This window comes from Marinobacter sp. LV10R520-4, assembly GCF_002563815.1.
GTDB lineage: Bacteria > Pseudomonadota > Gammaproteobacteria > Pseudomonadales > Oleiphilaceae > Marinobacter.
The window spans coordinates 1,490,485-1,509,129 of sequence record NZ_PDJM01000001.1; the positions used below are offsets into that span (position 1 = coordinate 1,490,485).

The following is an 18,645-nucleotide window of genomic DNA, read 5'->3' on the forward strand; positions in this document are numbered from 1 at the left end:
AGCAGGCCAACGCGATCCTTTTGCCTGGCCTTGTTTGCCATTCTTGATGTGGAGTTGTGATGGACCCGATGCTCACCCTGGTGGGTGCCCTGATGCTGGTGATCAGCATTGTTTTAAGCCCGCTGTCTAGCCGGGTGGGCATGCCGGTGCTGCTGATTTTTTTGGTGGTCGGCATGATGATGGGCGAAGACGGGCCAGGCGGCATTCGTTTTGATGATTACCAGCTGGCGTTTCTGATCGCCAATCTGGCCCTGGGCGTGATTCTGTTAGACGGTGGTATGCGCACCCGTGCTGAAACCTTCCGTGTTGGCCTGCGCCCCGCTTTGGTATTGGCTACCCTCGGTGTTTTTCTAACCGCTGTCGGCGCAGCCGTAGTCGCCTGGTGGGTGTTTGATTTGCACTGGATGCTGGCGCTACTGGTCGGCGCCATTATCTCGTCTACCGACGCTGCGGTGGTGTTCTCTATGCTGCAAGGCAGCGGCATTCATCTTAACGAGCGTGTCAGCGCCACGTTGGAAATCGAGTCTGGCAGCAACGACCCCATGGCCATTTTCCTGACGTTGTTGATGGTCACGCTGATTGGCAACGCAGGTGAGAACAACGTTGGCCCCGCCTTGCTGTTACTGGTGGAACAGTTTGGTATTGGCAGCATTGCCGGATTAATCGGTGGCGTCGCCGTCGTCGCGTTGGCCAATCGGATGCGCCTGGCGCCGCCGCTTTACCCACTGCTGGTAGCCGCCGGTGGTATCGCGGTATTTTCAGCCACCAACGCTTTGGGTGGCAGTGGGTTTTTGGCGATTTACCTGACCGGTGTGGTCATTGGTAACCGGCCGGTACGCATGATGCCGATGATTCTGCAGGTGCACGACGGTCTGGCGTGGCTGGCGCAGCTGTGCCTGTTCCTTATGCTCGGGCTTTTGGTCACCCCTTCCGAGTTACTGCCCCTGGCGGGCGGAGGCCTGATATTGGCGCTGGCACTCATTTTCGTGATTCGGCCGCTCACCGTATTAGCCACACTCTGGCCATTTGGTTTCAATCGCCGTGAGCTGGGGTTTATCAGCTGGGTAGGCCTGCGCGGTGCGGTGCCTATTGTGCTGGCGCTGTTTCCCATTATTGCCGGCCTGCCAGACGCGCAACTGGTGTTCCACGCCGCCTTCTTTATCGTGCTGGTGTCATTGCTGGTTCAGGGCACCACCATGGCGCCTTTGGCGCGCTGGCTAAAGCTGGAAGTACCCGCCGACAACGCGCCGTTTCGTCGCTTTCCTCTGGACGCCCCGGGCGCCGGCGATCATGAATTAATGCTGTTTCCATTGCGGGGCAAAAACTGGGAGCTACCGCGTCGCCTGGACCAGCTCAAGTTTCCAGATAACACGGCGGTGGCCGGCGTATTCCGAAACCGATTGTGCCTGCAATCACAAGCCGATCTTGAAGTGATTCAGGGCGACATTATCGCCGTATTTGCCACGCCAGGCGTTTTACCGGAACTGAACAAATCACTCAGCGGGGCCTACACGCCCGGCCACTTGGCCGAACGTGCGTTCTTTGGCGACTTTGTGCTGAACGGCGACGCTCTGCTGGGCGATGTAGAGCAGGTTTACGGCATTGAATTTGATGAGCTGCCGCCCGACTTGTCACTCGCTGAATGCTTTGCCCAACGGACCAAGGGCCGCCCGGTTATTGGCGACCTGGTTGCTCTGGGGCCGGTTACGCTGGTGGTGCGTTCAATGAACGGCGACACCGTTGCCAAGGTGGGCCTGAAAATGGACGCCCAGCAAAACGCAGCCGAGGCAAAACATAACAACACCGAAGATGAAAAAACCCATTAACAACTGCACCTTCAGTCATGATATAAACATTCTAAATTAACATTAATCATTGGTAAGTCGGTTTTATGAGTCTGGGTCGATTGTTTGTTTTATGTTCACTGCTGCTGACTTTACTCACGCCCCAAGCTCTGGCTTCGGATTTGCTGGCGCGAGCAGACACCCGTCTTCCATTTCCGCATTCGTCAGACACCGGCCAACTGCCGTCCATTACCAAAGTACTGGTGCAAAAAGGCGAGCGTTCACTGCAGTTACTCAGTGGCGAGCAGGTTATCCGCCAATATCGCATTTCACTGGGCGACAACCCCCAGGGCCACAAGCTTTACGAGGGCGACAGCCGCACCCCCGAAGGCGAATACTCCCTGGACTGGCGCAACGCCGGCAGTTCATTTTATAAGTCTATTCACATTTCCTACCCCAGCGCCAAAGACCGTGAAATGGCCGAAAACTGGGGCCTGAACCCAGGCGGTAGCATCATGATTCACGGCCTGCCTAACGGCACCGAAGACGATTTTGCCTTTGCTTTTTTCGGGCTTGACTGGACGGACGGCTGCATTGCCGTCAACAATCAAGAGATTGACGAAATCTGGCAACTGGTAAGCGACGGCACCCCGATTGAAATCCTGCCATGAGGCCCCTGCTAGAAAGGAGGCCCTTGCTAGAAAGTCAGCTAAGTGCCGGCATTAGAATAATTTTCTGATATGAAACGCGGTGTAAGATTACGTTGTTGTCATAAGCTTCGGACATTTACCTACGCTTAGTTAACATTTGGTGGCAGAGTGATTTACACTGTCGATAGCTTCGGTGGTCAATCGCTTATCAGACCTGTATTGGCAGGAGGCAAGTTGGCGGGATGTCAGCTATATTGATTATCGGACTTCGGGAAATACAACGACTAATAAGGGGATTTACAATGCGTAAACTGACGATCGCTGGGCTTGCACTGGCAGCTGCTTTGACTGCAGGCTGTGCCACTACTGATGACGCCGCTATGAGCGAAGCCAACGCTACAGCTAATTCAGCTGAGCAAACAGCTGAAAATGCAATGAACACCGCCAACAGCGCCGCCAGCTCTGCCCGCTCTGCCAAGCAGACAGCTGAGCAAGCTCTGGCTGCTGCCAATGCTGCTCAAAAATCTGCTGACGAAGCCAACGAGCGCGCCAAGCGCATGCTTGACCAAGCCAGCAAGAAGTAAGCTTTGCACTATAAAAAAGGCCGGTAACTCCGGCTTTTTTTGTGTCTTAATTTTGTATCTGAAGCAACCACGCTTGGGCGCTCTCTGGCACCTGCGCTTAAAAATACAGCTGTTGCCCAGCATTTTCTGGGGCCTTTACAGACTCACCTTTCGCCACCGATGTGATTTTCTCACCAATCACCATAGGCAAACCGCTTGCCTGATCAACTGCAATCTCAATCGCCCTGCGCCGTACTTCCACTTCCGGGTGAGCAATAGCCAGACGTTCCAATTGTTCCACAGTAGCCAGCCAAAGCTTGTTGCGATCCGCTGCCGAGTAATCTTCCTGGGGTCGATGCACTTCCAGCCACACCTGTCCATTGGCAACACCTACTTTCACCGATTGGCGTACTATTTGTACCGGTGTGCCCTTTGTAATCTGATAAGCAAAACGCGAAATGTCTTCGTTATACATGCGAAAACAACCGTGGCTGACCGCCATGCCAACACCGAATTTTTTATTGGTGCCATGAATCAAATAACCTTGCTCACTCAGCATAAGCGCATGGCTACCCAACGGGTTATCTGGCCCCGGCGGAATCATGCGCGGCAGGAAATCGCCAACAGCGGCGTGCTCGGCACGAATACTCTCAGGCGGATACCAGGCTGGTGAAGTAAGCGCCATGGTCACCTGAGCGTTGGTTAACGGTGATGGGTTTTCTTCGGTACCAACGCCCACCGGGTAAACCTGAACGCCGCTGTCGGTAAAGTAATAAAGGCGATATTCCGCCAGGTTGATCACAATACCTTCGCGCTTCGCATCCGGCATAACATAGTGCCTGGGCAGAGTAATGCTGGTGCCTTCGCCGGGCAACCACGGATCTACTCCAGGGTTGGCTTTCACCAGCTCCAGATAGCCCAGAGCCTCAGCGATACCTATATCTGCAAAGGTGTCTTCGTAGCGGGTTTTAAACACACTCAACTGCCCGGCCACATCGCCCTGAATACTGTAGGTAGCCACTCTTGCTGTTTTATCAGCCGGAAGAGGTTTGGCTGCGCCTTGGGCCAGCAGCAAAGGCGCAAAGGCTGCACTCAGCAACAGTGTCAATAAACGCATTTTCACACCCATACAATTCTACTCAAAGACAAAAATAGACAAAAATAGACAAAAATAGACAAAGTTCAGACCCTGGACCCAGCCAGGAGTTCCATTACGCACAGGCCACAAAGGGAGCCCGGCGGCAGAACAAGTAGATTACTGGCGCTTGGCTGCAGAAGGCAATCAATACCGGCGCTTTCAGATGCGCATTTTCCACACTGGAATAATCGCCAATGCCAAAAATACCGTCAACAGCCCCTAGGCAAACTGAAACGCTTCTACCGTAGGCATCCCGTTTTGATGATCACTGTGTTCGATTGCCAATGCGACCATGTTGACACCAAAGGCCCCGCCAAGCTGTCGGGTAAAACTGATAGTGCTGGACCCTGCGCCCAGCTCCTCCGGTGCCAAAGGATTGAGCGCACCCATCGACAGTGCCGGTAGCATTAACAGACCGGCCTCGGTGGCGCTGGAACCCAATGCGGCCTGAGCGATAAACCATTGGCGGCGCCGAGCAGTAGCAACCCCTGCCATAACCGTGGCGACGGCGAGCCAGCGCCAATGCTCGCCGTAGCGCTGTTGCAGCCCCGCTACCGAATTGTCAGCCACCGTTTACCTTTGCTTGTGCGCGTTTTCCAGAATCGTTCCAAAAACCCGCAGCGTCACTTCGATGTCTTTTTCGCTGACGCCTTCCAGCATTTCGTCACGCAGGCGATCTGCGCGAGTGGTCATCTCGTCCATAAACACACGGCCACCGTCGGTCAGATGCAGGCGGCGGGCGCGGCGGTCGTTCGGGCAAGGGCGGCGTTCAATCAACTGCTGGCCTTCCAGGCTGTCTAACAGGCGCACCAGCGTCGGATTTTCAATGGCCATTAAACTGGCCAGTTCGCGCTGGGTTAAACCTTCGCCACCAGACTTTAAATAGAACATGGTGCTCCACCGCGCCTGGGTAACGCCCAGATCTTTCAACCGTTCGTCCAGCATCTTGCGCCAGCGCCGGGTAACACGTGCAATGGTAAACGGGAACTGCTCTCTCATCGGTGATTGCTCCTAGGTTTTGGCAAGCCGCCAGCGTCATGAAAGCCGCAGAGCTAACAATGCCAGAACCTTACTTTATGAAAAATTCGATAATAGCATGCTAACCATGCGCTTAAATACAAGTTTGCAATAGTAAGCAATATTTGAAAGCAGGGAAACCGCAGCGCCCGCCTTTTTAGCGGGCAGGCGCATTCTGGAGGCTATCTTTGGCTATTGAGCTTTCATCCGGTTCGCCGTTTGCCGCATCCACTACGACCTCTGGCGAATCGGTAAACTCCGCGTTGCGGGGATCCATTTCGGCCAAAACCATAGACGTTTCGGGCATAGCCGGCACAAAGTGTTCCTGATCCTCCACCCGGATGTCCTCGGTGTGAGTAATGCGATAACTGGTCGCCGCGGCCAGCACAGTCAGCGCAGCGGCATAGCCATAAAACAGGCCCTGTGGGCCCAAAAGCTGTATCAGTTTAGACAGCACTACAGGTCCGATAACGCTGCCAATGCCATAACTAAGCAGCAACGTAGCACTGGCGGCAACAATGCGAGAACTTTCCATACGGTCATTGGTGATCGCCACGGCTACCGGATAGATGCTTGCAGACAGGCCTGTAAATACAGCCACCGCCAGCGTTAGTGCCAGTAACTGATGGCTACCCAACATACTGACCACCAGCGCAGCAATGGCCGCCAGTACCGATATCCAGAACATGATTCGACGGCGGTCAAAGCGATCGCACAAAATCCCAATCGGCCAGGCCAGAAGCATGGCGGCAAGAATAGCGCTGGCCATGAAGTTGGCGGTCTGGCTTACATCCAGACCCACCAGGGTGGCGTAAACCGGCCCCAATGCATAAAAACTGCCAATCAGTATGCCGGCCATCACGGCTCCGGCTACGCCGGTGAACGACTCGCGCGCCAAAGTAAACACCGAGAGTCTCGGTGAAGGCGCAATTTCTGGCGCCTCCATTCGCGTCATTGCCAGGGGCACCAGGGCCAGCACTAACAAAATCGCAGCCAGGGAGTAAGGCACGTAATCTGCGGGATTGCCCACATTGATCAATAACTGGCCACCAACAGCCGCCAGCAAATACACCACCTGATACACCGCAAACAGGGTACTGCGATTGGCGTTGGTCGCGCGGCTGGAAAACCAGCTTTCGATGACCACCAGAACGCCAGCCATACTGAACCCCGAAACCGCTCGCAAAATTGCCCAGAAAACCATGTCAACGGCCATGGGATACAGCAACGATGCCACCGCGGCGATGGTCGCAAACACCGCAAAGGCCCGAATATGCCCTACCCGCGATACCACTTTTTGCACAAACAAAGTGCCCAGTACAAAGCCGATGGAGTAGCACACCAAAACCGTACCAATGGTATCCGGCGCCACACCCTCAATGCTCAGGCGAACACCCAGCAACGTCATCAAAAACGCGTTTCCGCCGTTCAAAAGCACAATGCTAAAAAGCAGCGCAAATAATGAGGCGACCATTCGGGTCATGGCGGAACTCCGGAATTACCAGGTGAAGACAGATTGTGATGTTGGTGATCGCAGCAACAGGTGTTTTCCGGTAAAACTGCAAAGCTTTTCGAGCGCCGCCATTAAACCAGCAGCAACATCGCCAATGCACTAGGCACTTGCCGCTGTTACTAGGTGTTACCTGGTGTTTTAGCCAGCGAGGAGACGGGATTTTACAATTTTTTACATTAATGCGCCGTAACAGATCACATGATTGCGAAAATGTACCATAATAAACTTACGCACAATTGATGAGTTCATCGTTATGAAAAAAACAGAATGGCCCATCCGTTGGGATTTGTTGGTTCGATACCGCCTGATTGAAGCCGTTGCGTTGTGGGAAGGTCGGCTGACAACCAACCACATTTGTTACAGTTTCGGCATTGGCCGCCAGCAAGCATCCAAAGACATTAACACCTACCTGCGTGAATTAGCGCCTGGTAATTTGGAATACGACCGCCACTTGAAAGGCTACGTGCCAGCCAGCAATTTCAAGCCGGTGGTTACCCGCGGCGAAATCTGCGAATACCAGGACCTGGTGGCCAGCCAGCAACAGCTCAGCAGTGTGTTTGCCTCGCTGGAAGTGCGGCTACCCGGCAGCCATTCGGTTTCAAGCCCCGGGCGGGTGATTGACCCAGCCACCATGCGCGCCGTGGTCAGCGCTATTCGCGGTGGCCGACAACTGCGAGCCAGCTACGTATCTCTCAGCCGCCCGGAAGCGGTTCACAGCGTATTGGAACCGCATACGATGGTGTGCGCAGGTAATCAATGGCATGTTCGCGCCTGGTGTGATGCCAATCGCGAATTCCGCGACTTTGCCATCAGCCGTCTACGCAGCGTTCCTGAACTGCTACGCCAGAAAGTTCGCCACGGCGTTTCCCAAGACGACGACTGGAACCGTGAGGTTACATTAGAAGTGGCGCCGGACCAGCGCCTGTCCCCGCCGCAGCAGCTTATTATTGCCAACGATTACGACATGCAATACGGCAAATTGACGGTAACAAGCCGCGCGGCACTGGCGCCCTATGTTCTGGCGCAGCTGGGCATCACCGTAAACACCCAGCACCCTGACCCACTGGTGCAACAGCTGGAACTGATCAACCCGGACAGTCTGGGCTTTGGTAGCAAACGCGAGCAGGCACTTAAAACCATCGCCGCCTGTGGTTAAGGTTAAGTTAAGCGCTCGAATGTGTCATACGTTCCGGGCGTGATCACACCTTCCGGATCGATTCTCATCCGCTTACTCTGCTGTTCGGTGTTGGTACTCCCAGCGCTGGCAGCAGCGAGTTCCTGTGGCCAATCTGCAACAGTCATTACTGAGGTTCAAGGTAATACAGACACCTCGGCGCTGGTGGGTCAAACCGTTACCGTTGAAGGCGTATTAACCCAGGACTCACGCCAGGCCGGCGGCTTTTCCGGGTTTTACCTGCAGCAGGCGAATACGCCTGCGGACTCTACTCGCTCTTCCGCACTGTTTGTATATACCCGTCATAAAGGGGGCAGCTCGGGCCAACGGCTGCGCGTTACCGGTAAGGTTAAGGAACACTATGGGCTGACAGAGCTGGTGGCGGTAAGTGATTTACAGGTGTGCGGCACCCAGGCACTCCCAGCTCCGGTGGAGGTGTCTTTGCCTTGGACAAGGGCGCCTGAAAGCCTGGAAAACATGCGCGTCCGCATTAACGGCCCGCTCAAGATTACCGACAGCCATCAGCTAACGCGCTTTGGTAACGTATCGTTGGCAGCCAAAGACCCCTTGATATCTACCGAGTTCATGGCTCCCGGAACAGCTGCCCTGCGCCACGCCAGGCTGACTTCCATGAACACACTGGTTCTCGATGATGGCCACGCTCGACGCAACCCGCCCTCACTGAACTGGCTGCCAGCCTACAACGCCACACAGCCGGGTTCAGCCGCTTCCAGTCTGGTGGCCGGCACCCAGGTTCACGGCCTGACCGGCGTGTTGGACTACCGCTACGGCGCCTGGCGCCTTCAACCCGATCAGGTGCCCAGCCTGGAACCTCCGTCGCTACCCGAGCCGGCCCCGGCAAAGCCAACCGGCTCGAATCTGCGGGTTATGACCCTGAACCTGAACAACCTGTTCAACGGTGATGGCCGCGGCCAGGGTTTTCCAACCAAACGCGGGGCAAAAACACTGGCCCAGTACCAGCGCCAGCTGCAACGTTTAAGCGCGGGCCTGAATCAGGCCGGTGCCGATCTGCTGGCGCTGTCTGAACTGGAAAACGATGGCTACGGCAGTCACAGCGCCATCGCCCAGCTAGCCGCCAGCCTTGGACCGCAATGGCGTTTCATTGCGCCAGTTAACCCGGCTGCGCAAAAAGACGCCATCCGCGACGGTTTGCTGTACCGCGAAGATCGGGTGAAGGCGCTTGGGCCAGCACAGTATCTGTCTGCTGGCGGCCGCCCCGCGCTAACCCAGCGTTTTGTACTGAAAAGCGGAGGCCTTCCGTTCAGGTTGGTGAGCGTACATCTGAAATCAAAATCTTGCCGTAACGCCCGTGGAGAAAACGCCCAACAGAACGATGGACAGGGTTGCTACAACGGGGCGAGGGTAAAGCAGGCAAACGCACTGCATCAGCAATTGGGTCAACTAGACAACAGTAACGCCTCAGCGGGCACCCTGATCACCGGTGATTTCAACAGCTACAGCAAAGAGCAGCCCATCAGCGAACTGGCCCGCGCTGGTTACACCAACATGGTCGCGCACTTCCACCCGTGCACGCCGGTGCGCTGTGAACATTACAGCTATCGCTTTAAAGGGGCTCGGGGGTCTCTGGATCACGCCTTGGCATCCGCGGCGTTAAAACCACGGGTGCTATCGGCAAGGGTCTGGAATATCAACGCGGATCAACCCCGAATGGTGGATTACCGCAGCCATTCAAGCCCGCAACCTTGGCGTTCTTCCGATCACAACCCGTTGATTACCGATATGAAGCTGTAAAGTCAGCGCTCAATCAATACCGATAATTTTGTGCATCTGCAACGTCAGGCGCCAGCGTGGATTCGCCAGGCAGTAATCGGTCGCTTTACGGGTATTACTCTGCTTGATTACATCCGTGCTGGTTTCCGGCACCGACGGCGAGGCCATGGGCGATAAAAAGAAATGCTCGGCCTGTATGTGCAAAAAGCGCTCGGGCAGGGCCTTTTGCTGCGGGTACACCAACTTGAGCTCGTTGCAGCGTTCAATGATCACTGGGGCATTGGCTTTGGGGCTCACGCACAGCCAGTCAATGCCGGCGGGCGCCGGCAAGGTGCCATTGGTTTCTACGCCAATTTCAAATCCGGCCTGGTGCAGGGCATTAATCAATGGAGCATCTAGCTGCAGCAGCGGCTCGCCGCCGGTGCACACCACATAGGGCTTGCCGGGTGCTGCAGGCCACAACCCCGCAATGTGCGCGGCCAAGGCCTCAGGCGTAGCAAAAACGCCGCCATTCTGGCCGTCGGTACCCACAAAGTCGGTGTCACAAAAATCACACACCGCGGTGGCACGGTCTTTTTCCCGGCCGGTCCACAAATTGCATTTACTGAAGCGGCAAAAAACCGCTGCTCGACCAGCCTGGGCACCTTCGCCCTGCAAGGTATAAAAGGCTTCTTTGACCCGGTACATCAATGGTGCGCCTCGTAGGCAATGGGGTCTTGCTGCTGATGCTCGGCAAACGCCTGCAGGCGTTCGACACAGGAACTGCAACGGCCACAGGCTTTGCTACGGCCGTTGTAACAGGTCCAGGTATGGCTGTAATCCAGGTTCAGCTGTAAACCGAGGGCTAGAATGTCTGCTTTGGTGAAGCGCATGAACGGAGCCTCCACTGCTACCGGCTGGTAGTTCGCAACTTTGCACACGGCGTCCATTTTTTCCACAAACTCGGGACGGCAATCCGGGTAAATCGCGTGGTCGCCACCATGGGCACCGAACCAGACTGCGCTGGCTTCTACGGTGACGGCATAGCCGGTGGCCAATGCCAGCAAGATCATATTGCGATTGGGCACCACGGTAGATTTCATAGAATCTTCCTGGTAATCCCCCTCGGGCACGTTAATAGTTTCAGACGTTAGCGCGGAGCCTGCCATCACGTCGCTCATGGCGCGAATATCAATCACCTTGTGTGGTACGCCCAGCTGCTGACAAACCTCTCGGGCACAGTCCAGTTCGCGCACATGGCGCTGGCCGTAGTTGAAAGATATGGCATGAACGTTCAAGCCGTCAGCACGTGCCTTGTGCAATAAAGTGAAGGAGTCCATGCCTCCGGAATAAATTACAACCACGGTGTCAGTCATTCAGGCGTCCGTTAGGTGGGCGGTCGATGTGCTTTGATGTGCTTTATTGTAACAGCGTGCCGGCAGTTTGGGTTCGCACATGCACCGGCGGCAAGGTAAACTCGTTTTTAAATGCATCCCAGCTATAACAGGTGACGTTATAAGTAACCAGATTCCGGCCTTTATTGATTTCGAAGCGTCCAGCCTTGATCTTATCTCAAGCTATCCTATTGAGGCTGGCCTGTGCCTTAACGGTAAATACCTGCATAGCTGGCTGATAAAACCCTGTGAGTCCTGGCTGGACTGGTCAGAGAGCGCAGAGCAAATTCACGGTATTGAACGCGATGAACTGACCCAGAACGGCGAAGATGTGGTAACCGTAGCGCGTGCGCTAAATCGCTTGCTGCCGGAACAGGTGTTCTGTGATGCCTTCACCTTCGATAGTTTCTGGCTGCACCGGTTATTTCGCGCGGCCGCCATAGAACCGGAGTTTCAGCTGGAATCCGTGTCGGTGCTACTCAACAGGCGGCAGGTTAAGCTGTGGCCCGATGCCCGCCAACACGTTATCAGCGAACTGGGTTTGCCGGTGCACCGGGCCGAAAACGATGCCCTGATTCTATCGCACACCTGGCAACGGCTTAGCCGCTAACACTCCAAAAAAAAACGCAGCCCTAAGGCTGCGTATAAAAGGAGAGATCCGCCCAATACCCGATAAACGGCATGGTGGATAGCACAACGTAAAAACATGACTAAGCTAATTATGATCGCGGGCCAGAGTGTCGTCTGTAAGGGTTTGCCACAAGCTGCAAGAGCAGATTCTTAATCCGGTCTGGCCACTCATTAGTTCACGCCAGGACGGGTTATGATTTACGCCCTTGGCCCGGCAGCCACTGCTATAATCCTATGGTTGTGTTCTGATTCATCACCCTTGCCGAGCCCGAGCCATGCCGCAAACCTCTGTTACCGATACCCTGCGCGAATACCAGTCGTTACTGGAACTGCTCGATGACGCCTATTGGGAAGCCAGCTGTATCGAACACAAAGACATGCTCTACGACATCATCAGCATTTTCAGCCAGGAAGTGGCCGAGCTGAACAAACTCAGCGTTCAGGACCACCACTACCCCTACGAAGTGATCACCGAGGGCATCCGCCGCATAGTGCCAAAACTCGAGAGCCTGGACGAAGCCCGCGAACTGATCATTCAGCGCACCCAGACCCTGACCGACTTTCGCGACATTCTTTCTTCTGTACTGGGCATTCTGGAAGACCAGCTGCGCACGCTCTAGAACGCTGTCTGAAACAGCTGTAAATTACACGCCAACGTGCACCCGCTGGCCTTCAGGCAATTGCGGAAACGCTGTGCTGACCTTGTACAGAAATTTTCCCAGCGCCGGTAAATGATGGCCCACAATCGGGAATCCGGTGGTCAGCAGGCTGACTGAAATATCCCGCGCCGAATCTGCCCAGCAAAACTTGTTGATGAGCCCCACGTGGCCAAACGCATAACGGCTGTTTGGCCCCCATACCCCGACCGGATCGCCCCCCAGCATCATCCCGGCACTGAAGCGCATAGGCAGCATCAGGATGCGATCGAGTTGTAGCGATCCGAACTGCTGGATTGCGCGCTGTACCGTAATCTCGCTGCAGATACGCTTGCCATTCCACACGCCACCATTGAGCATCATCTGGAAAAACCGCCCCATTTCCTCGGCGGTACCGTACAAGTTGCCGGCAGGTATCACCGCCTGCTGGAAGCGGGGGTCATTGGTCACCGCTTCCACCGATTTGATATCGCCGCCCAGGGCTCGCTTTACAACCCGCGACACCGGCCAGGTAGGCCGCGGGCCCGTGGCGTAGTTAGCCGCCGGTACGGTCAAATCCGCCGCTGCAACGCCATAGGTAAACCAGGTCATCTCCATGGGCTTGCGAATATAACGGTCCAGATACTGCTGTATTGTCAGGCCGGTCACGGTTTCCAGAACCCGCTGCAGCACAAATCCGCCGGTAATAGCGTGATAGAAGACTTTTGAACCGTCTACCTGCATCGCCCGTTCCTCACACAGTAGGCGCCAGACTTCTTCCGGATTCCACAGCACCTCGGGTGGCGTGTCACCGGGAATCGCCGGAATACCGCCGCGATGGGACAGTATCTGGTGCAGGGTGATGGTGCGCTTGCCGTTATGGGCAAATTCCGGGCAATAATAAGCCACCGGGTCCATCAAATTGACCAACCTTTGTTCAGCCAGCAAGTGAATCAAAAAAGCCGTCACCGCTTTCGACGCAGAGAAATAACAGACGGGTGTGTCTGTGGTCATCGCTACCCGCGGCGTATCAACGCTGTCGTCCGGGCCGTTACCGCGGGCATGACCGATAGCGCGGTGCAGCACCGACTCGCCCCGGTGACGCAATGAAATCTGGATACCCGGATGCACGCCGGTACGGTAGAGGCTCTCGACACTGCGCCATACCTGCTCCACCGACTCTGGTCGCAACCCTACAGACACAGGATTTTCCCCGGCCGTATCACGGCAGGTAACGCTGGCAAGATCCTTGGGCACTCTGCACGTGTGAAGGGCGCGGCGAGTGAGTGCGTTGATGGGGCTGAGCATGTTATTTCTCCATGAGGGCACGGCGCCGCAGCTGCGCGCTTATCGCGTGGATTAAATTGTTATACGGCCTAGCCCAAAATACACCAATTATTACGACTGAGCAGATGGCGCTGCGCAAAAGAATCCTGGTGCACAACCCGAAGCGTGAAACTTCTTTTAATACGCTGACGGTGCCGAGCAATCGCGGGTCATGCTGACATCCGATGACTTGGGGGCCGACGATTCCGGGGTGATCACAAAAAAACGGTCTGGGGCCAGCCGCTTCGCGGTGGTCGAGGCCGCCTCAGCCGCCTCGGTACAACCTTGCTTCAGCCTCGCTTCGGCGAGGTTGTTCCAACCCGATGCAATGTCTGGAAACCGATAGGTCATGGCCTGATAGTGTTCGGCTGCCGCGGCCCACCGGCCTTGCTGATAGGCAATGTTGCCCAGCCCCAATAACGCAGCGGGCTGATCCGGCCAGGCTTTTGCGGCGGCCAAATAAGCAGATTGCGCTGCAACAGGTTGCTGTGTGGTTTCCAGATCGTGGGCGGCCATCAGGTAAGGCAACGGCTGTGCGGTTATTGGGATTTGGCCCGGCGGCACTATTACTCGCGCCCACCGGCCTGAGCGGTTCCAGGTCGCCATGAAAACGGAGACGTTCTGCCGGTAGCCCTGTTCCGTTCCGGTGTGAAGAATCAACGCTTCCTGGGCACTGTCAAAACCGATAACAACAGCAAAGTGCCACTGCGGCCACCAGTTGAACCGCAGGTTTTGCAGCACCAGTACCGGGTGGCCTTCGCTCACTTCGGATAATACGCTGGTTAAGTCGGGCTCCAGCGGATACACCAGCATGCCGTATTGGCGTGCAGCGGCGACCATTTCAACCTGCAACGCTCCTTGACGCTCTGGCAGGTACACCCGGTCGATCAACTCATCAGGGGTGGCTCTCACATTCTGTGCGTTCAGCATCATCGCTAACGAAGCTGGGCCACACTGATACTGTTCCTGAGGATGAAATGGCACGTTCGTCAGCTCAGCGCTTGCGAAGCCGGTTGGCCACTGCGGCCCGTTGGCGCACCCTGAGAGCAGAACTCCCAGGAGTGCGGCGGTAAGTAGCCTGCTTGGTTTCAGTAAAAAAATGAACATGCTGAAGCCATTACCGCAGGCATCTGACGAACGGGAAGATATCCGTGGCGCAAAGCATATCGGTGATGATGAACACCAGCAAAAACAGCACGACGATTCCGACAACGCCTTCACCAGCCGGAGCCGCCGCCAGCTGTTGTTTGAATTCCGCCAGTTCAGAAGGTGTTAGGCTTTGAATACGGTCACGCACCTCCTGTTCTCCAACACCCATGCTGGCCAGAGTACCTTTTACATCATCGCGCTCCAGCATCTGCATCAGGGCCTGGCGGTCAATATCGGCACGCTGCTCTGTTAATAATTCGCCGGTGCCGACAATGCTGGCAGAGGCGGGTATTGCCCACATTGACGCCAACATCATAACCATCGCCATAATGCCTGAAATAGATTGCGTGTAGCCTCTGATTGCCTGCACGGTTTGCTCCTCATGTTCTTCTGTTGTTTCGGTGTATTGTTTCGGTGTATTTTTTTGGATCACTCAGTACGACAGTGAAGCCGCTTGTGGAACAGTTTCCGTTAAAATCAGGTTATTCACAACTAGCACCCGGCCCCATTAATAATCTTGCCATGGCCGGCACCAGGTAAGAAAATCATCGCGCCTTCACCCCTACGTCATGGGTCAGCCATAGACGTTGACGCTCAAACACAGAACGGACGGCCTGACTGAAAAAAAACCCAACGGGCTTCGGGTTAGCGTCTTGGGATGGTCGGCACTTCGTATCTTTCTTCAGCACCCCGTTCTGTACTTCCAGTTATTCGTAATTGGGGCCATACTGAATTTTGGGTCAATCAGTTGTGGCTAGAGGCAATAGACATGAGCAAAGGACAAGACAGTAAAAAAGCTGAGAAAAAGAAACCGCTTTTGACCGCAAAAGAAAAGAAAGCGGCCAAAAAATCGAAAAAAGGTGACACCAATGTGTTGGGAAACTAAAAAGCTCTGATAATAGAGAGCTCTAATCTTAGAGATTTCTGACAATAGAAAGATCAGACAACAGACAGATTGGATAATAGACAGATCGAATAACGGAAGCGGCATGACCCCTGCTATTGATGTCGCCCGCGAGGCGGGCATTGAACACCAGGTACATCAGTATCACCACGACCCAGCCAGCACTGGCTATGGCACCGAAGCCGCTGAGAAGCTCGGTCTGAATCCGGCCTGCGTGTTCAAGACTCTGGTAGTGGCGGTGGATACCAGGACTTTAGTGGTGGCCATTGTACCGGTGAATGCCATGCTCAGTATGAAGCTGATTGCCAAAGCAGCGAACGGCAAAAAAGCCAGTATGGCAGACAAGCAGCAGGTACAGCGCAGCAGTGGTTATGTTCTGGGTGGGGTTAGCCCGCTGGGGCAAAAACGGCCGCTGACGACGTTCATTGACGAGTCAGCGCAGCTGTTCGAAAGGATTCATGTCAGCGCCGGTCGGCGAGGCCTTGAAATTGAGCTGGCACCGGAAGATCTGGCTGCGCTCACCCAGGGGCATTTTGTGGCGTTGCGTCAGGAGTGATGCCCGACTGACTGGGTAAAATCTCTACCCATAAAAAAACCCGCAAGACGGTGACCGTTTTGCGGGTTTTTCAATTCAGCGGCTCGGGTTATTGACCGGGCCGCTGCCACACCAAGGGTGTTAAACCGAAGCGCGGGCTTCTTCCATCAGCTTGTTCAGCGTTGCGCTGGGCTGCATCACTTCGTTCACTTTTCCTGCGGGCGCGTGGTAGTAACCACCCAAGTTTACTGCTTTGCCTTGAATCACTCTCAGTTCTTCAAGAATCTTGTCTTGGTTGGCTCCCAGCTTTTCTGCCAGCTTGGCGAAGAAGGTTTTCAATTCCTTGTCTTCGTCCTGCGCGGCCAGTTCCTGTGCCCAGTAATGAGCCAGGTGGAAGTGGCTGCCACGGTTATCTAGCTCGCCGGTAGAGCGCGACGGAGACTGGTTGTTTTCCAACAGGGTTTCGGTCGCTTTATCCAGGGTTCGGCCCAGCAGGCGTGCACGGTGGTTGTTGTGCTTTGCACCCAGCTCGTCCAGCGATACCGCAATGGCCAGGAACTCACCCAGTGAATCCCAGCGCAGGTGGTTTTCTTCAACCAGCTGTTGCACGTGCTTGGGCGCAGAACCGCCAGCACCGGTTTCATACAAGCCACCGCCGTTCAGCAGCGGTACGACGGACAGCATTTTCGCGCTGGTGCCCAGCTCCAGAATCGGGAACAGGTCCGTCAGGTAGTCACGCAACACGTTGCCGGTTACCGAGATGGTATCCAGGCCGCGGATCAGGCGCTCCATGGTCCAGCGAATAGCACGTACTGGCGACATGATGCGGATGTCCAGGCCATCGGTGTCGTGGTCTTTCAGATAAGTGTTTACCTTCTCGATCAGCTGGGCGTCGTGGGCGCGTTCGTCGTCCAGCCAGAACACAGCCGGCATGCCGGTAGCGCGGGCACGGTTAACGGCCAGTTTGACCCAGTCACGGATGGGCAGATCTTTGGTCTGGCACGCGCGCCAGATGTCGCCCTTCTCGACGTTGTGCTCTGTCAATACCGTGCCGTCTTCAGTGATTACGCGCACAATACCGTCTTCTTGGATTTCAAACGTTTTGTCGTGGGAACCGTATTCTTCGGCTTTCTGCGCCATCAGGCCCACATTTGGCACTGTGCCCATGGTGGTCGGGTCAAACGCGCCGTTGGTTTTGCAGAAGTTGATAGCTTCCTGGTAGATAGTGGCGTAAGTCGACTCTGGCATGACCGCCTTGGTGTCTTTCAGCTTACCATCACGGGCCCACATCTTGCCGGAGTTACGGATCATCGCAGGCATGGAGGCGTCTACGATAATGTCACTGGGCATGTGCAGATTGGTGATACCTTTGACCGAGTCCACCATGGCGATTTCCGGGCGGTGCTCGTAGGTTTTGTGCAATGTTTCCTGAATTTCTTCCTGCTTTGACTCTGGCAGCAGCTTGATTTTCTCGAGCACGGATGACAAACCGTTGTTCGGGTTTACGCCGATCTCGTCAAACACGTCGCCAAACTGGTCAAACAGCTCTTTGTAGTAAATCTTCACCGCGTGACCAAACACGATCGGGTGGGAGATTTTCATCATGGTGGCTTTGACATGCAGCGAGAACATCACGCCGGTGTCTTCACAGTCTTTAATGGCCGCTTCGAAGAATGCACACAGCGCTTTTTTGCTCATGTTCATGCCGTCGAGCACTTCGCCGTCCAGCAGCGGCAGTTCGGCTTTCAGCACGGTCTGTTCGCCTTTCTTGTTCTCGAACACGATGCGGCTGTTGGTGGCCTTGTCCAGGGTGACGGACTGCTCTGAGGAGTAGAAATCGCCGCCTTTCATGTGCGCTACGTGGGTGCGCGATGCCGGGCTCCACTCGCCCATAGAGTGCGGGTATTTGCGGGCAAAGGCTTTTACCGCGGCCGGAGCACGGCGGTCAGAGTTGCCTTCACGCAATACCGGGTTTACAGCGCTGCCCAGTACTTTGCCATAGCGGGAGGTGGCGTCTTTTTCTTCGTCGGTCTGCGGGTTTTCTTTGTATTCCGGGACTTTATAACCCTGCTTGTTCAGCTCTTTGATGGCAGAGCGCAGCTGCGGAATAGAAGCAGAAATGTTCGGCAGTTTGATGATGTTGGCGTTGGGGTCTTTGGTGTATTCACCCAGTTCGGCCAGGGCATCGGGCACTCGCTGGTCTTCTGCGAGGTAATCCGGGAAGTTGGCCAGGATGCGGGCTGCCAATGAGATATCGCTGGTTTCAAAATGAATACCGGCCGGCTTAGCGTAGGTTTCCAGGATTGGCAACAGTGACCGGGTGGCAAGCGCTGGCGCTTCGTCGGTCAGTGTGTAGATAATTTTGGTTATTGACTCTGTCATGTTCGTCCTCGAGCTATAAAGGGTGGATTCAGGACGGCCACGGCCGCCAGCTGTGCTGGGCACCTCTGGCTCTGGCTGTGACTGGTTGGTGGCTTTTATTAGACCTGCTACGATAACATT

17 protein-coding genes and 1 pseudogene are annotated in these 18,645 nt (G+C 55.2%); 8 read left to right on the forward strand and 10 right to left on the reverse strand.

Going from position 1 to position 18,645, the window contains the following annotated elements:
* Positions 1 to 59: 59 nt before the first annotated feature.
* From ATG98_RS07085 to ATG98_RS07095, 3 genes are all read left to right on the forward strand, one after another.
* The gene (locus ATG98_RS07085; RefSeq protein WP_098422502.1) at positions 60 to 1,826 is read left to right on the forward strand and encodes a potassium/proton antiporter; all 1,767 of its coding nucleotides are present in this window, start codon (positions 60 to 62) and stop codon (positions 1,824 to 1,826) included.
* A 65-nt stretch (positions 1,827 to 1,891) separates the two neighbouring features.
* Complete coding sequence (locus ATG98_RS07090; RefSeq protein WP_098420229.1) at positions 1,892 to 2,455, forward strand: L,D-transpeptidase family protein; 564 nt, start codon at positions 1,892 to 1,894, stop codon at positions 2,453 to 2,455.
* Positions 2,456 to 2,736: 281 nt separating this feature from the next.
* Positions 2,737 to 3,018, forward strand: coding sequence for an Lpp/OprI family alanine-zipper lipoprotein (locus ATG98_RS07095; protein WP_098420230.1), 282 nt, complete (start codon positions 2,737 to 2,739; stop codon positions 3,016 to 3,018).
* Between the two features lie 97 nt (positions 3,019 to 3,115).
* Here ATG98_RS07095 and ATG98_RS07100 read toward each other — a convergent pair whose 3' ends face one another.
* The 4 genes and pseudogenes from ATG98_RS07100 to ATG98_RS07115 form a co-directional block, all read right to left on the reverse strand.
* Positions 3,116 to 4,126 (reverse strand): L,D-transpeptidase family protein, encoded by a 1,011-nt coding sequence (locus tag ATG98_RS07100; RefSeq protein WP_098420232.1) that lies wholly within the window; start codon positions 4,124 to 4,126, stop codon positions 3,116 to 3,118.
* A 228-nt stretch (positions 4,127 to 4,354) separates the two neighbouring features.
* Positions 4,355 to 4,546, reverse strand: a pseudogene (locus ATG98_RS07105) (MFS transporter); the annotation flags it as partial.
* Between the two features lie 162 nt (positions 4,547 to 4,708).
* Positions 4,709 to 5,134, reverse strand: coding sequence for a MarR family transcriptional regulator (locus tag ATG98_RS07110; RefSeq protein WP_098420234.1), 426 nt, complete (start codon positions 5,132 to 5,134; stop codon positions 4,709 to 4,711).
* A 175-nt stretch (positions 5,135 to 5,309) separates the two neighbouring features.
* The gene (locus tag ATG98_RS07115; protein WP_098420235.1) at positions 5,310 to 6,635 is read right to left on the reverse strand and encodes an MFS transporter; all 1,326 of its coding nucleotides are present in this window, start codon (positions 6,633 to 6,635) and stop codon (positions 5,310 to 5,312) included.
* A 283-nt stretch (positions 6,636 to 6,918) separates the two neighbouring features.
* Between ATG98_RS07115 and ATG98_RS07120 the strand changes: the two genes are divergently transcribed.
* Together ATG98_RS07120 and ATG98_RS07125 are read left to right on the forward strand one after the other, a co-directional pair.
* Complete coding sequence (locus ATG98_RS07120; protein WP_098422503.1) at positions 6,919 to 7,821, forward strand: helix-turn-helix transcriptional regulator; 903 nt, start codon at positions 6,919 to 6,921, stop codon at positions 7,819 to 7,821.
* 21 nt (positions 7,822 to 7,842) lie between these two features.
* A complete protein-coding gene (locus ATG98_RS07125; protein ID WP_228706051.1) occupies positions 7,843 to 9,612 on the forward strand; it encodes an ExeM/NucH family extracellular endonuclease in 1,770 nt (589 codons plus the stop codon).
* Positions 9,613 to 9,621: 9 nt separating this feature from the next.
* Here ATG98_RS07125 and queE read toward each other — a convergent pair whose 3' ends face one another.
* Both queE and queC read right to left on the reverse strand, forming a co-directional pair.
* The gene (gene queE, locus ATG98_RS07130) at positions 9,622 to 10,278 is read right to left on the reverse strand and encodes a 7-carboxy-7-deazaguanine synthase (RefSeq protein WP_098422504.1); all 657 of its coding nucleotides are present in this window, start codon (positions 10,276 to 10,278) and stop codon (positions 9,622 to 9,624) included.
* Entirely contained in the window at positions 10,278 to 10,946 is a 669-nt protein-coding gene (queC, locus tag ATG98_RS07135; RefSeq protein ID WP_098420241.1) for a 7-cyano-7-deazaguanine synthase QueC, read from the reverse strand. Before queC ends, queE begins: the two co-directional genes overlap by 1 nt.
* A gap of 79 nt (positions 10,947 to 11,025) precedes the next feature.
* On the opposite strand from queC, the gene ATG98_RS07140 reads away from it, so the two are divergent.
* Positions 11,026 to 11,574 (forward strand): hypothetical protein, encoded by a 549-nt coding sequence (locus ATG98_RS07140; protein WP_098420243.1) that lies wholly within the window; start codon positions 11,026 to 11,028, stop codon positions 11,572 to 11,574.
* Positions 11,575 to 11,869: 295 nt separating this feature from the next.
* Entirely contained in the window at positions 11,870 to 12,214 is a 345-nt protein-coding gene (locus ATG98_RS07145; protein ID WP_098420245.1) for a hypothetical protein, read from the forward strand.
* A 24-nt stretch (positions 12,215 to 12,238) separates the two neighbouring features.
* Here ATG98_RS07145 and ATG98_RS07150 read toward each other — a convergent pair whose 3' ends face one another.
* The 3 genes from ATG98_RS07150 to ATG98_RS07160 form a co-directional block, all read right to left on the reverse strand.
* Positions 12,239 to 13,537 carry a serine hydrolase domain-containing protein gene (locus ATG98_RS07150; protein ID WP_179888077.1) on the reverse strand — a complete coding sequence of 433 codons (1,299 nt, stop codon included), beginning with the start codon at positions 13,535 to 13,537 and terminating at the stop codon, positions 12,239 to 12,241.
* A gap of 156 nt (positions 13,538 to 13,693) precedes the next feature.
* The gene (locus ATG98_RS07155; RefSeq protein ID WP_098420246.1) at positions 13,694 to 14,662 is read right to left on the reverse strand and encodes a PA2778 family cysteine peptidase; all 969 of its coding nucleotides are present in this window, start codon (positions 14,660 to 14,662) and stop codon (positions 13,694 to 13,696) included.
* Positions 14,663 to 14,672: 10 nt separating this feature from the next.
* Positions 14,673 to 15,074, reverse strand: a complete 402-nt coding sequence (locus ATG98_RS07160; RefSeq protein ID WP_098421771.1) for a PA2779 family protein — start codon at positions 15,072 to 15,074, stop codon at positions 14,673 to 14,675.
* A gap of 619 nt (positions 15,075 to 15,693) precedes the next feature.
* Between ATG98_RS07160 and ybaK the strand changes: the two genes are divergently transcribed.
* Complete coding sequence (ybaK, locus tag ATG98_RS07165; RefSeq protein ID WP_098420248.1) at positions 15,694 to 16,164, forward strand: Cys-tRNA(Pro) deacylase; 471 nt, start codon at positions 15,694 to 15,696, stop codon at positions 16,162 to 16,164.
* A 120-nt stretch (positions 16,165 to 16,284) separates the two neighbouring features.
* Here ybaK and ATG98_RS07170 read toward each other — a convergent pair whose 3' ends face one another.
* The gene (locus ATG98_RS07170; RefSeq protein WP_098420250.1) at positions 16,285 to 18,525 is read right to left on the reverse strand and encodes an NADP-dependent isocitrate dehydrogenase; all 2,241 of its coding nucleotides are present in this window, start codon (positions 18,523 to 18,525) and stop codon (positions 16,285 to 16,287) included.
* Positions 18,526 to 18,645: the final 120 nt, after the last annotated feature.